Genomic DNA, 13,659 nt, shown 5'->3' on the forward strand with positions numbered 1-13,659 from the left:
GGGACAAGTGTAGCGGGCCTCGTCGACGGGTTTACGACCACCCGGCCGGGTGAGTCACCGATGGGCGGGTCGGTCGTTGGGAAGTGTGACGGCGGTCGCAAGGAGGGGTTCGTTGATGCGCAGAAGCGCCCTGGCCATGCCGGTAGCCGCGGCTTTGCTCGCGCTGGTCGCCGCGCCCGCTGCCGCGCAGCCACCGACGACGACGCCGATTCCGGCGCCGAAGGACCCGAACGCGCCGCCTGCCTCCGCGCCGAACGGACCGCAGCCGCTGGGGCGTGCGATCGGGGATGCCGGGACCGCCCTCTCGATGATCCGGTTGCTGCCCGCGTCCGCGCCGACCAACACGATTCTGCCTGGGTACTCCGACAAGTTGCCGAAGCAGTCCGCGCTGGAGGTCGGCTTCGGCCTCTCGAGCGCGCAGGTCAACTCGGAGTCGTACCTGGCGACCGAGCATTCCATCGCGCAGGCTTCGCCGGGCGGCGTGGCCGTTCAGGGCAAGAGTCCGCAGTCGCCGGGGGCGGTCGCGCAGACTTCGCCGCCGGACAACGAGAAGCCGATGACGTTCGGGCTCAACCCGCCGCAGACGCCGCTGGACGCGTTAGTCCGGATCGGGTTGATGAACGGCAGCGCGCACGCGCGGTGGAGCGAGACCCTCGGCCCGTGCGTCAGCCCGTTGTCCGACGCCAGCACCTCGGTCGCCAGCCTGAGTCTGCTGAACGCCATCCCGACCCTGCCGGGCACGAACGACCTCACGGGCAAACTGACCGAGTCGAAACTCGGCCCCGAACAGCTGACCGCGCTGACTGACCAGCTCAAGGCGCTGCCGGGGCCGTTGGCGGAGCTCGGTGGGCTGCTGCCGGGCCCGAACAAGGGCGACGGCTCGCTGATCAGCGTGCCGAACACGCTGTCCACCAGGTCGGTCGTGGAGCTGGTCGAGATCCCGGGATCGGCGAACAAGGCCGTCCGGTCGACGTCCACGCTTCAGGTCGCGAGTCTGAACCTCCTGGGCGGCACGCCGTTCGCCATGTCGGTCAACGTCGTCAGCCAGCCGACGTTGCAGGTCACGTCGACCGGCGACGCGAAAACCTCGTCGGTCAAGTACGTCGCCCCGGTGCTCGAGGTCAAGCAGGGCGACAAGGTCCTGTACAAACTGGACGCCGCGCACCCGACGTTCGACGTGCCGATCGGCATTCCGCTGCCGAACCTCAGCACACAGCTGCCCGACGCGCTCAGGAAACTGCCGCTGATCGGCGACTTGGCGAACGCGCTGCCGAAGGACTCCCCGCTGCTGCCCAAGGCCGACGAGCTCAACCGGTTGCGGCTCGACATCGGCGTGCTGCGGCTGTCCATCGCCGGTCTGCAGCAGAAGGCCGAGGACATGACACAGCCGTTCCAGGGCCACCAACTGGCCGCGAGCGCACGAATGCTGGACCTGCAGGTCCTGCCCACGCAAGCGCTTGGCCTGCCGGGCCTGCCGTCCGCGCTGGCGCAGGTCTCGCTGGGTGAGCAGGTCGCCCGAGCCGCGGCGCCGACCGGCGGTGTGGTGTGCGGGACGGCGGACGGGCCGCCTGCCGCGAAGCCGCCCGCGCCCCAGGAGCCGAAGCTGGCGTACACCAGCGCCTACCAGGCGATTCCGATGTTCTGGACCGGCACGACGCTGCTGCTGGTCGGCGTCATCCTGGTCGCGGCTCTGCCGGCCCGCCGGATTCGCCGGGTGCGGCCGACCGAGGGTGAAGCCGATCAGCCGTAGTACAGCGTCGTCACCATCGCCTCGACGGCGATGCGTGGCTTGACGTTCAGCTCCAGCGCCTCGCGGCACGCGAGGACCGCCTCGAGGCGCCGGAGCGTCGACTCAGGCGACCACGAAGCCGCGGCGGTACGGGCGTCGTTGGCGTGATCAGGGTGGTTCAGTGCCGCGTCCGAGCCGCTGTTGGTGACGAGGACGTCGCGGTAGAACCCGGCCAGGTCGACCAACGCGAGGTCGAGGGTGTCGCGCTGGGTTCGGGTGGCCCGTGATTTCTGCCTGCGTTCCAGCTCCTTCAGCGCTCCGGCCGAGCCGCGAGTCGCCGACGCGGTGCCCTTTCCCGTGCCGCCCGCGCCCAACGCCGTCTTGAGGGCTTCCCGCTCGACTTCGTCACGGGATTCGCTCTGTTCCGACGCTTCCGTCTCAGCCGCCTTGACGAGCTCGTCGGCGAGCGTGAACACGTCTCCCGGCCGCCGCAGTCCCAAGGGGATGCGCAGCACCGCGGCCCGGCGTTCCCGCGCGGCCTCGTCTGTCGCCAGCCGCCGAGCACGGCCAACGTGGCCGCCGCACACCGAAGCAGCCCACTGCGCGGTGTCCGGGTCGACGGAATCGCGTTCCACCAACACTTCCGCGATCGCCTTGGCCGGTGGGATACGCAAAGACACGCCACGGCAACGGGATCGGATGGTCACAGACACGTCGTCCGGGTGGTCCGACGGCGCGCACAACAGGAAAACCGTGCGCTCCGGCGGTTCCTCGACCGCCTTGAGCAGTGCGTTGGCCGCGCCTTCGGTGAGCCGGTCGGCGTCCTCGATGATCACGACCTGCCAGCGGCCGTTGGTCGGGCGCCGTGCCGCGGTCTGCACCAGCGCACGCATTTCAGCGACCGAAATGGACAGACCTTCGGGGACGACCAGGCGCACGTCCGCGTGCGTACCGGCCATCGTGGTGCGGCAACCGCTGCACTCACCGCACCCGGTGCCGGAATCGCACTGCAAAGCCGCGGCGAACGCCCGTGCCGCAACGGAACGACCCGATCCCGGCGGTCCGGTGAACAGCCACGCGTGGGTCATCCCGCCCGCCGCGGCCTGCTCGCCCCGCACGATCATGGCGGCCGCGTTCGCGGCCTTTGTCAGCACTTCGACAGCTTCGGCCTGCCCGACAACTTGCGACCAGACGACGGTCACTGTGCCTCCACTGGCGTCCGTTCAGGTTCGTCGAGCCCGAGCTTGCGGGCCGGGATCGCGCCACGCACCGCCGTCCGGACGCGTTGCGCGGTGGCTTCGTCATCGTCGTCCGAGTCGACAACGACATAGCGGTCCGGGTCGGACGACGCCATCTCCGTCAACAGGTCCTGGACCCGCCAATGGTGGTCGTTGGACTGGTACGTCATCGCCGGCAAGGTCGCCGGATCGCGGTCGAGCAGCACGGTCAGGTCCGGCCGCAGCTTGGCGGTCGCCCAGTCCGTCAGCCCTTCCATCTCCTCCGGGTCGAGCCCGGCCAGGGCGGACAGGTGCGCGAACGGGCTGTCGACGAACCGCTCCATCACCACGATCGCGCCACGGTCCAGCGCCGGACGGATCTCGCGCTCCACGATGTCGGCCCGGACGGCCGCTGCGACCAGCGCGTGGGCTCGTGCACCGGTCAGTTCGGCACCGGCGAGCACGGCACGCAGCCGGCTGTCGTTGAGCGTCGGGTCGGTGGCCAGCATGATCTCGCGGTTTCCGGACTGCCGGAGCCAGTCGGTCAGCAGGCGCGACTGGGCCGCCGTGTCCTGGGCCGTGTCGCCTTCCACGGCGATCAGCAGCCCGGTCGACCGCCTGGGCTTGCCGCGGATCGCGGCCTTCAGGTCGGCCAGGATCGTCTCGGTGCGGCGGTCGTCCATCTGCCGGTACGCGATCACGCCGACCAGCGCGGCGATCAGGCCCGCGCCGAACAGCACCGGTCTGGTGCCGTCCACGACGACCGGACTGCCGAAGATCTCCATGGTGCGCGGCCGGACCAGGCCGATCAGCAGCGGCACGGTGATCATCGACAGCGCCAGGATGATCTTCATCAGCGACTGGTAGATCGCGTTGATCCGGCCGCGGATGGCGTCCTCGACCTGCGTGCCGATGATCGTGACACCGGTGAGGAACGCGATGCCGGCACACGCGCCGACGAACGTGACCGCGACCAGCGACACCCACAGGTGCGGCGAGGCCGCGATCGGCAGCAGACCCAGGCCCGCGAGCACGATCGAGATGCCGAACAGCCGGTTGTGCGGAATGCGCTGGGCCATCTTGGTGGCCGACGCCATCCCGCTGCCCAGGCCGATGAACAGGGCCGCGAACAGCCAGCCGAACGCCGAGTCACCGCCGAGCAGGCTGGACGAGTACGGCTTGGAACTGCCGACCAGCGCGCCCGCCGCGGCGAACGCACCTGTCATGCCCACCAGCAGGCCACGGACCAGCCTGGTGCTGCGGATGAACCGCAGTCCGTCGCGCAGCATCGCCCACAGGCCGGTCTTGTCCTGCGGCGCCTCGCTGGGTCCAGCCGGGCTGGTCTCGGCCGGCTTGACCGGGGCCACGGCGCGGATGGACAGTTCCGGGACCCTGGTCGCCACGATCACCGCGGACGTCAGGTAGAACAGGCCGTTGATCATCACGATGATCGTGGCCAACTGCATGCCGGTGTCGTCCAGCCGGACGTGGAACACCTGCGAGGAGACGCCGGTGATCAGCGCGTACAGCCCGGCGCCTGCGATCACCGAGATGCCCCAGGTCATCACCAGCGCGAGCTGGTTGGCCGTCTCCACCTGGTCCTTGCGCCGCAGCAGGTTCGGCACGGCCGCGTCCTTGGACGGGATCCACAGCAGCTGGCAGCAGCCGACCAGGAAGTTGGCGATGAGCAGCCAGACCGGCGTGCCGACGAGGGCGATGGAGATCAGCAGGCCGCCGCGCATGACGTCGCAGACGACCATCACCTTGCGCCGGTCGAACCTGTCCGCCAGCAGCCCGCCGAACGGCGCGAACAGCAACCCTGGCAGCAGCTGGGTCAGCACGACGCCCGCGAACGCGTAGTTCTGGAACGCGTAGTCGTTGGTGAGTTTGGTGATCAGACCGGTCAGCGCGAGCAGTGACAGCCAGTCGCCGGTGCTGCAGATGAAGCTGACGCCCCAGAGCCTGCGGAACGGCCGGATGGCCAGCACGCTGCGGATGCGGTGCGCCAGGGACGCGTCAGAACGGACCGGGTGCATGTCCCCGGCCCGTGCAGTCTGGTCCCCGCCTACGCTGATACGACCCACCTCATTCCGGCACCAGCGTAGCTTCAGCCGAAGTCAGCCGAAGAGCTGGCTGAAGGTGTGCACCAGGCTGGTGATCACGAAGTACAGGATCACGACTGTGACCAGCACGATCACCATGACGACGGCCATTCCGCTGCCCATGCCGGCCGGTTTGCGCCGGATGGGCGGTCTGTGGATTCGTTCCTTGGTCGCACGCAGCCGACGGGCCACGGCGGCGGCCGCCGGCCACTGCCTGAGCGGGCTCACTTTGCCCGGTTCCTCGGCCTCGGGCGCGGGTGGCGGCGGGGGTTCTTCCGGGGCGGGGAACTGTTCCTCCAGGAGGGCGAGGTCCACGGCCTCCCGCAGGTCGTCGGGATTCGGCGGCCTGGGCACGACCAGCCGGAACTCCTCGCGCCGCTGAATCGGCAGATTCGCGCCGGTGACGAGGCCGGAAAGCGGGTCGGACAGTAACGGTGGTGGTGCGGGCTCGTAGGTGCCGTCGACCCCGGTCACTGAGTTGTCTGCCACTCGGTCACCCTCCGCTGTCAAGGCCCCCCATCAGGGTAACCCGGCAGAGGCTCGCTTCTCGTCCGGCAAACGTGGGATGGCTCCCACCCCGCAGAGTTATCCACAGCGCAGCCAAGCTGTTGACCTGCGCAAACGTCGAGTTGTCCAAGTATCATCCCAAGCCCTGTGGATAACATGTGCGCCGGTAGTTCGGGATGTCGGTGGTCACAGGTAGCGTGGACATCGGGGGCTGCTCAGCCGGAACACCTTGCGTGGCAAGGATTTCAGGGGTGCGACCGGCGATGGCGGCACGGGCGCGGCCTCCGGCCCCCGGTGTCCAGCGTAGTGGGTGGCACCGACCGCGATGGTTGGCCGACGGCTGGTTATCCACAGGATTTTTCGGCTTTGACCTGCTGAGACCGCAGGCACTTCATGATCCACAGGCACCTGTGGACAACTTTGTGGACACCCCCAGGCCCAGGCCCCCAGGCCCCCTCGTGAGTGTTTATCGGTGTTCTAACCCTGATAAACACTCACGAGGGTGACCAGGCAGGTCAGGACTTGGACTTGGCGGCGGTTTTTGTCGCACGCGGCTTCGCGGCGGTCTTGGTGGCCGTCTTGGCCGTCGCCGTCTTCGTGGTAGCGGTCTTCGCCGTCGTCGTCTTACGGCGGGCGGGCGTCTTCTTCGGAGCCGGGCCCTTCGCGCGCTTCTCCGCCAGCAGTTCCGCGGCCCGCTCGTCCGTCAGCGCCTCCACGCTGTCGGACTTGCGCAGCGAGGCGTTGAACTCGCCGTCGGTCACGTACGGGCCGAAACGGCCGTCCTTGACGACCATCGGCTTGCCGGAGACCGGGTCGTTGCCGAGTTCCTTCAGCGGGGGCGCCGAGGCCGCGGCCGCGCGTCCCCGCTTCTTGGGCTCCGAGTAGATCTTCAGCGCCTCGTCGAGCGTGACCGTGAAGATCTGGTCCTCGCTGGCCAGCGACCGCGAGTCCGTGCCCTTCTTCAGGTACGGCCCGTAGCGGCCGTTCTGGGCGGTGATCTCCTCGCCGGACTGCGGGTCCTTGCCGACCACGCGCGGCAGCGACAGCAGCTTCAGCGCGTCTTCCAAGGTCACGTCCGTCAGGGACATGGACTTGAGCAGCGAGCCGGTGCGCGGCTTGACCTTCTTGTTGCCGTTGTCCTCCGGCAGCACCTCGGTCACGTACGGGCCGAAGCGGCCGTCCTTCGCCACGATCTCGTGCCCGGTCACCGGGTCCGTGCCGAGCGAACGGCCTTCCTGCGGGGTCGCGAACAGCTGCTCGGCGATCTCCAGGGTGAGCTCGTCCGGCGGCAGGTCCTCGGGCAGGTTCGCCCGCTGCGATTCACCGTCGACCTCACGTTCGAGGTACGGGCCGAAGCGGCCGACGCGCACGACGACCTTGCGTCCTTCGGCGTCCTCGAACATCGGGATCGAGTTGACCAGCCGCGGGTCGATCTCGTCGACGCCCGTGCCGACCAGCTTCTTCAAACCGCCGGCCCGGCCGACCGATCCCTCGGGACCGACGGCGCCGCCGAAGTAGAAGCCCGACAGCCAGTCGTTGCGCTCCTGGCGGCCCGCGGCGATGCCGTCGAGCTCGTCCTCCAGGGTCGCGGTGAAGTCGTAGTCGACGAGCCTGCCGAAGTGCTGCTCCATCAGCCCGACGACGGCGAACGCGATCCACGACGGGACCAGCGCCGCACCCTTCTTCCACACGTAGCCACGTGCCTGGATGGTGCTGATGGTCGGCGAGTACGTCGACGGACGGCCGATGCCCAGCTCTTCCAGTGCCTTGATCAGGCTGGCCTCGGTGTAGCGGGGCGGCGGGTTGGTGGAGTGCCCGTCGGCGGTCAGCTCGGTCGCGGTCACCGGCTGGTCCTTGACCAGCCGCGGCAGCCTGCGCTCGGCGTCGTCGGCCTCGCCGCCCTGCTCGGAGTCGACGGTCTCGACGTACGCCTTGAGGAAGCCGGCGAAGGTGATGGTGCGGCCGGAGGCGGAGAACGTGCACTCCTCGCCGGACGAGGCCGTGCCGACGATCCGCACGGTCATCGTGGTGCCGCGGACATCCGCCATCTGGGACGCGATGGTGCGCTGCCAGATCAGCTCGTAGAGCCGGAACTCGTCGGACTGCAGTTCGTTCGCCACCTGGCCGGGCGTGCGGAACACCTCACCGGCCGGGCGGATCGCCTCGTGCGCCTCCTGCGCGTTCTTCACCTTGCGCGTGTACTGGCGCGGGGTCGGGTGAACGAACTCCTTGCCGTACAAACTCTCGGCCTGCGCACGGGCCGCCGCGATCGCTGTCTCGGACAGCGTCGTGGAGTCGGTACGCATATAAGTGATGTAGCCGTTTTCGTACAGGCGCTGCGCGACACGCATGGTCGTGTCGGCGGAGAAGCGCAGCTTACGGCTGGCCTCCTGCTGCAGCGTCGACGTCATGAACGGCGCGTACGGCTTGCGGGTGTACGGCTTCTCCTCGACGCTCGCGACCCGCATGTCGGCGCCGTTGAGCGCCTCGGCGAGGCGACGTGCCTCGGTCTCGTCGAGCAGGCGCACGTCGCCCGCGTTCTTGAGCTTGCCGTCCGGGCCGAAGTCACGGCCGGTGGCGAGCCTGCTGCCGTCCACGGCGATCAGCCGGGCGCCGAAGTTGCGCGGGTCGGCTTTGGCGCCCGCGTCCATCGTCGCCGCGATGTCCCAGTACGACGCGGAGACGAAGCTCATCCGCTCGCGCTCGCGCTGGACCACGATCCGGGTCGCCACGGACTGCACGCGGCCCGCCGACAGCCTCGGCATGACCTTCTTCCACAGCACCGGGCTGACCTCGTAGCCGTACAGCCGGTCGAGGATGCGGCGGGTCTCCTGGGCGTCGACCAGGTGCTGGTCCAGGTCACGCGGGTTGGCGGCGGCCTCGCGGATGGCCGGCTCGGTGATCTCGTAGAAGACCATCCGGCGCACCGGCACCTTGGGCTTGAGCGTCTCCAGCAGGTGCCACGCGATGGCCTCGCCCTCGCGGTCACCGTCTGTCGCGAGGTAGACCTCGTCGACGTTCTTCAAGGCCTCTTTGAGCTCGGTGACCGTGGACTTCTTGTCCGGCGTGACGATGTAGATCGGCTCGAAGCCGCTGTCGACGTTCACGCCGAGGCTGGCCCACGACTCGCCCTTGTACTTCGCCGGTACCTCGGCGGCCTTGCGGGGCAGGTCGCGGATATGCCCCTTGGACGACTCGACCACGAAGTTGCGGCCGAGGTAGGAGGCGATCTTGCGGGCCTTCGCCGGCGACTCGACGATCACCAGTCGGCGCGGTTCGGCCCCGTTGGCCGAACTGTCGCTCTTTTTCGTCCGAGTTGCTGCCACGCTTTCCTGCCCTCTGTCCCGCCTGTCGAGATGCCCGACTTCGAGCATCAGCCCGTCAGTGTGCACTGCCCAGTGCCGTAACCCGTAGCGGAGGTGGCCCGGGGCACACCGGTGAACGGCGTTAGGTCCGGGTTACCGCCGACGACCCTCTCTAACTCGCCGAGAGCATCGGGCTCGTTACCGAAGCGTGTCCCGTCGCACGTGAGCCCCGATCCGGCACGGTCTACGGGCAATCCACTACTAGCACGACGACCCGTTCGCGTGCATCACCGATAGCGACCCTACGCGCGCGAGGGAAATTCACCCGGATGGACGAATCCTAGCCCGGCCAGTACGGTTCAGCGGCAGGCGAGGGCACTCTGCCGACCAGTTCCACCAGGCGGCCGATCCGGCGTCGCCCGGTCAGCCGAAGGCCGGGTCCGCCTCCCCGCACGCCGAGCAGCCCGGCCGGCAGCCCGATCCGGGTGACGGCCTGGACCAGCGGCTCGTGGGTCTCCGGTGCCTCCGGATCCAGCCCGAGCAGGTAGCCGTTCTCGACCCAGCGACCGGCGGCGAGCGCCCATAACCGCAGGGCGGCGCCGTCCAGCGCGAGCCCGACCGGCACGGCTTTGGCCGCGCCGCGGGTCCACGCGCCGGCCAGGCCGATCAGATCGGTCCGGAAAGCGGTCCTGACCAGCGGGTGCTCCTCGTCGGACACCCCCACCTCAGGATCGATGCCGCGCTCGGCGAAGGCCTCGGCCAACGCGTCACGGCGCCATGCTTCGTCGACCACCACCGAGAGCCGCGCGGCGCGCCGCGCGAAGTGCGCGACCTGCCCTGACGCGCACAGCAGCCCAGCCAGGTCGGCCACCCCTGGCTGCAGCGCCTCGGCGGAGAAGAACGACATCTGCCCCACGAGTAACAGAGTAGAACATATGTTCCACTCTCGCGAGACGTCAGAGCGTCGGGTACGTCGGCTCGGGTGGCGGGGACGGCCAGGTCGAGGTAGATCCCGAGCTCGGCGGAGGCGTGCTCGGGCTTGTCGGAAACTCGTCAGGATACGACGGATAAGACGGTGTGGGCGGCAGAGCCGACCTGCTCGCCCGCAGGCGGGTGATCTCCGTGCACGTGTCCGCGCTGCGAGCGGCCGCCTGCAGCTCCGGGAACCGTGAGCCCATCCCCTCCAGCGGGTTCACCGGCGTCCTGAGGCTCTGCAGGTCGCCTGCGACGCCCTGGAGCGCCGCTGTGGCCGCCGCGCGGTCGCTCAGGTTGACGTTCCGCAGCCTGCCCAACGCGCCTTCCACGATGCTCCGCCGCGTCTCCAGCAGCGACATCAGGCTCTGCACGGCCTCGTCGCCGCCCGCCACGGGCGACTGACCGACCTCCCTGAGCTTGCCGAGGGCGTCGTTGATCCGGGCCGACAAGGCGTCCAGCGACTTGGTCAGCGACGACACCGCGGCGTCCGGGCTGGTCGAGTCCACCTCGAACTTCGCCGGAACGCTGTCGTACTCCAGGATTACGCCGCACAGCCGGTCGGCCCAGCCGACCGCGGCGGTGACGGCGGCAGTGGTGGTGGCCGGTCCCGGCCGGGCCGACGAACTCGCCGGGACCTGGCATCCGGCGACAAGCACCGAAGCGGTCAGCGCCATGACGGCACGTCGCACGCTCAGCTGCCGCTCGGGATGTCCTTGCATCGTGGTGCCTTCGTCATCGCGTCCCGCACTTCGGCGGTGTCGTTGTCCTTGAACGGGTCGACCATCTTGGCCGTCTCGTCACCGAGGCTCTGCATCACCTGCGCGGCCGCGTCCTGGTCGCCAGCGCGGATCTTGGCCGCGGCTTCCTTCAGCGCGTTCTGCGAGGTGGTGTACGAGCTGATGATCTTGTTCTTGACGTCGTCGCCGCCCTTGACCGGAGCGGGCTCCAACTGCTTGAGCCGGTCGACCGTGCCGCCGAGACCGCCGGCCAGGTTGTCGATGAACTGCCCGAGCTTGGCCTGCATCTGTGCCTGGTCGGTGGCGTTGGCCAGGTCGCCCATCCGGCCGGCGAGCGACTTGGTGAAGTCACTGATCGGGCCGCACAGGTTGTCCACCCATTTGACCGGATCGCCGTTGCTGGGCGCCGGTGGGGCAGGCGGCGGCGTCGATTCGCCGCCACCACCGGTGCCGCCGCCGTCCGCGGGCGGCTGACCCGGCTGCTGGTTGCCGCTGGTGCCTTGTTGAGCTGCGGCGTTCGGCGGGTTCTCGCCGTCGCTGCTGGAGCACCCGGCAAGGGCCAGCGTGGCCCCCAGGGTCGCGGCCGCGATGAACGTCAGGCGACGACTCATGAACTCTCCTGGCCTCGGGGACACGGGCAAGCGCGACGGTACCCGCGCCCGGGTTTGGGCAGAGTGAGGGCCACCCCGCCAAAGGAAGGGTGGCCCCGCACTGCTGCCGGAGGTCGATCAGGCGTTGTTGACCTGTTCGGCCGGGCTGTCCGCGATCGCACTGCCGCGACGCTTGGACACGATCACCGCCGCGGCGATGATGGCCACCGCGACCAGGGCGATCACGATCCGCAGCGCCGTGTCGCCATCGATGTAGAACGTCACGACCGCGGGCGCGACCAGCACCGAGACCAGGTTCATCACCTTGATCAGCGGGTTGATCGCCGGACCGGCGGTGTCCTTGAACGGGTCGCCCACGGTGTCACCGATGACCGTGGCCTCGTGCGCAGGCGAGCCCTTGCCGCCGTGGTTGCCGTCCTCGACGAGCTTCTTGGCGTTGTCCCACGCGCCACCGGAGTTGGCCAGGAACACCGCCATCAGCGTGCCGGTCGCGATCGCGCCGCCGAGGTACCCGGCGAGCGACTCGACGCCGAGACCGAAGCCGACGGCGATCGGCGCGAACACGGCCAGCAGACCCGGCGTCATGAGCTCACGCAACGAGTCCCTCGTGCAGATGTCCACAACACGGCCGTACTCGGGACGAACCGAGCCGTCCATGATGCCGGGGTTGTCGTGGAACTGGCGCCGTACCTCGTACACGACCGCCCCCGCGGCACGGGACACGGCGTTGACGGCCAGACCGGAGAACATGAACACCACAGCGGCGCCGATCAGCACACCGACGAGAGTGTTCGGGCTGACCAGGTTCGCGACGAAGTCCGTCGTCGCACCAGCCGCGTCGCGAATCGCCTCGCTGTACGAGCCGAACAGCGCCGTCGCGGCGAGCACGGCGGTCGCGATCGCGATGCCCTTGGTGATCGCCTTGGTGGTGTTGCCGACCGCGTCCAGCTCGGTCAGGATCTGCGCGCCTTCGCCGTGCACGTCACCGGACATCTCGGCGATGCCCTGGGCGTTGTCGCTCACCGGACCGAAGGTGTCCATCGCGACGATGACACCGACGGTGGTCAGCAGACCACAACCGGCCAGAGCAATCGCGAACAGCGCCACCGTGACGTCACCGGACAGCAGGAACGCGCCGTAGACAGCACCGCCGATCACGATCGCGGTGTAGACCGCGGACTCGAAACCGACCGAGATACCGGACAGGATCACCGTCGCCGCACCGGTTTCCGACGTCTCACCGACGTGCTTGACCGGCTTGTGCTCGGTGCCGGTGTAGTAGCCGGTCAGCCAGAGGATGATGCCGGCCAGCACGATGCCGATGATCACCGCGACGGCGGCGATCAGGCCCGGGTTTCCGCCCAGCGCCACGTTCTTCGCGCCCTCGAGCCCCGCGAACGAGGTCGGCAGGAACGCGAACGCGGCGACGGTGCACAGCACCAGGGAGATCAGCGCGGAGATGTAGAAGGAGCGGTTGATCGCGCTCAGGCCGTTCTCGCCGGGACGGGCCTTGGTGATGAACACACCGATCACGGCGGTGATCACACCGATGGCCGGGACGATCAGCGGGAACAGCAGGCCCTGGGTGCCGAACGCGGCACTACCGAGGATCAGCGCGGCAACCAGGGTCACGGCGTAGGACTCGAAGAGGTCGGCGGCCATACCGGCGCAGTCACCGACGTTGTCACCCACGTTGTCGGCGATGGTCGCCGCGTTGCGGGGGTCGTCCTCCGGGATGCCCTGCTCGACCTTGCCGACCAGGTCGGCACCGACGTCGGCGGCCTTGGTGAAGATACCGCCACCGACACGCATGAACATCGCGATCAGCGCGGCACCGAAACCGAAGCCCTCCAGCACCTTCGGCGCCTCACCGGCGTAGACCAGCACCACGAGCGCGGCGCCGAACAGGCCGAGGCCGACGGTGGCCATCCCGACCACACCACCGGTGCGGAACGCGATCCGCATCGCCTTCTCGCGACCGCCCTCGTCGTTGGCGGCCGCCGCGACCCGGAGGTTGGCCTGGGTGGACAGCCACATGCCGAGGTAGCCGATGCCGAACGAGAAGATCGCACCGGCGAGGAAGAAGATCGAGCGGCCGATCCGCTCGTTCACTGTGTCCGCGGGGAGCGCGAACAGCAGCAGGAACACGATCACGCCGAAGATCATCAGGGTGTTGCGCTGGCGTTTGAGGTAGGCCGCCGCGCCCTCTTGGACCGCCTTGGCGATGTCCTGCATCTTCGCGGTGCCCTGGCCCGCGGCCAGCACCTCCCTGAGCAGCACATAACCGACGGCAAGAGCAGCGAGGGCGACCACGGCGACGACAGCGACGATGCTGCGGTCACCACCGGAGAGCGCAGCCTCCGCAAGGTGGTACTGCCCGGACATCCATGTCCTCCTGTGACATCTGCCGATTTCTCCCGTCCGCTGACAACCCCGACGGGACGTGCGCGCCACCACAAGTGGTGGGACGTCGGCG

At 68.9% G+C, this 13,659-nt stretch carries 9 protein-coding genes; 1 reads left to right on the top strand and 8 read right to left on the bottom strand.

Translation table 11 applies throughout. The features are described 5' to 3' along the window. Window positions 1-115: 115 nt before the first annotated feature. A complete protein-coding gene (locus tag GC106_RS18275) occupies window positions 116-1,750 on the top strand; it encodes a hypothetical protein (RefSeq protein WP_246366142.1) in 1,635 nt (544 codons plus the stop codon). On the opposite strand, the gene GC106_RS18280 is transcribed toward GC106_RS18275, so the two are convergent. The 8 genes from GC106_RS18280 to GC106_RS18315 form a co-directional block, all read right to left on the bottom strand. Beyond that, window positions 1,741-2,931 carry a DNA polymerase III subunit delta' gene (locus tag GC106_RS18280; protein WP_173131863.1) on the bottom strand — a complete coding sequence of 397 codons (1,191 nt, stop codon included), beginning with the start codon at window positions 2,929-2,931 and terminating at the stop codon, window positions 1,741-1,743. The two genes, GC106_RS18275 and GC106_RS18280, sit on opposite strands and share 10 nt — an antisense overlap. Beyond that, complete coding sequence (locus GC106_RS18285; RefSeq protein WP_173131866.1) at window positions 2,928-4,982, bottom strand: bifunctional MFS transporter/dTMP kinase; 2,055 nt, start codon at window positions 4,980-4,982, stop codon at window positions 2,928-2,930. Before GC106_RS18285 ends, GC106_RS18280 begins: the two co-directional genes overlap by 4 nt. Window positions 4,983-5,063: 81 nt before the next feature. Continuing rightward, the gene (locus tag GC106_RS18290; RefSeq protein ID WP_173131868.1) at window positions 5,064-5,537 is read right to left on the bottom strand and encodes a hypothetical protein; all 474 of its coding nucleotides are present in this window, start codon (window positions 5,535-5,537) and stop codon (window positions 5,064-5,066) included. Between the two features lie 533 nt (window positions 5,538-6,070). Then, window positions 6,071-8,929, bottom strand: a complete 2,859-nt coding sequence (gene topA, locus GC106_RS18295) for a type I DNA topoisomerase (RefSeq protein WP_173132321.1) — start codon at window positions 8,927-8,929, stop codon at window positions 6,071-6,073. A gap of 271 nt (window positions 8,930-9,200) precedes the next feature. Further along, complete coding sequence (locus tag GC106_RS18300) at window positions 9,201-9,767, bottom strand: hypothetical protein (protein ID WP_217280681.1); 567 nt, start codon at window positions 9,765-9,767, stop codon at window positions 9,201-9,203. A 49-nt stretch (window positions 9,768-9,816) separates the two neighbouring features. Beyond that, window positions 9,817-10,554 carry a hypothetical protein gene (locus tag GC106_RS18305; protein ID WP_173131874.1) on the bottom strand — a complete coding sequence of 246 codons (738 nt, stop codon included), beginning with the start codon at window positions 10,552-10,554 and terminating at the stop codon, window positions 9,817-9,819. Further along, on the bottom strand, window positions 10,527-11,183 hold the full coding sequence (locus GC106_RS18310) for a hypothetical protein (RefSeq protein WP_173131877.1): 657 nt from the start codon (window positions 11,181-11,183) through the stop codon (window positions 10,527-10,529). The genes GC106_RS18305 and GC106_RS18310 overlap by 28 nt, the downstream gene beginning before the upstream one ends. A gap of 117 nt (window positions 11,184-11,300) precedes the next feature. Then, window positions 11,301-13,568, bottom strand: coding sequence for a sodium-translocating pyrophosphatase (locus GC106_RS18315; RefSeq protein WP_173131880.1), 2,268 nt, complete (start codon window positions 13,566-13,568; stop codon window positions 11,301-11,303). Window positions 13,569-13,659 lie beyond the last annotated feature (91 nt).

The organism is Kibdelosporangium persicum (assembly GCF_013280595.1).
In the GTDB taxonomy this organism is placed as follows: domain Bacteria; phylum Actinomycetota; class Actinomycetes; order Mycobacteriales; family Pseudonocardiaceae; genus Kibdelosporangium; species Kibdelosporangium persicum.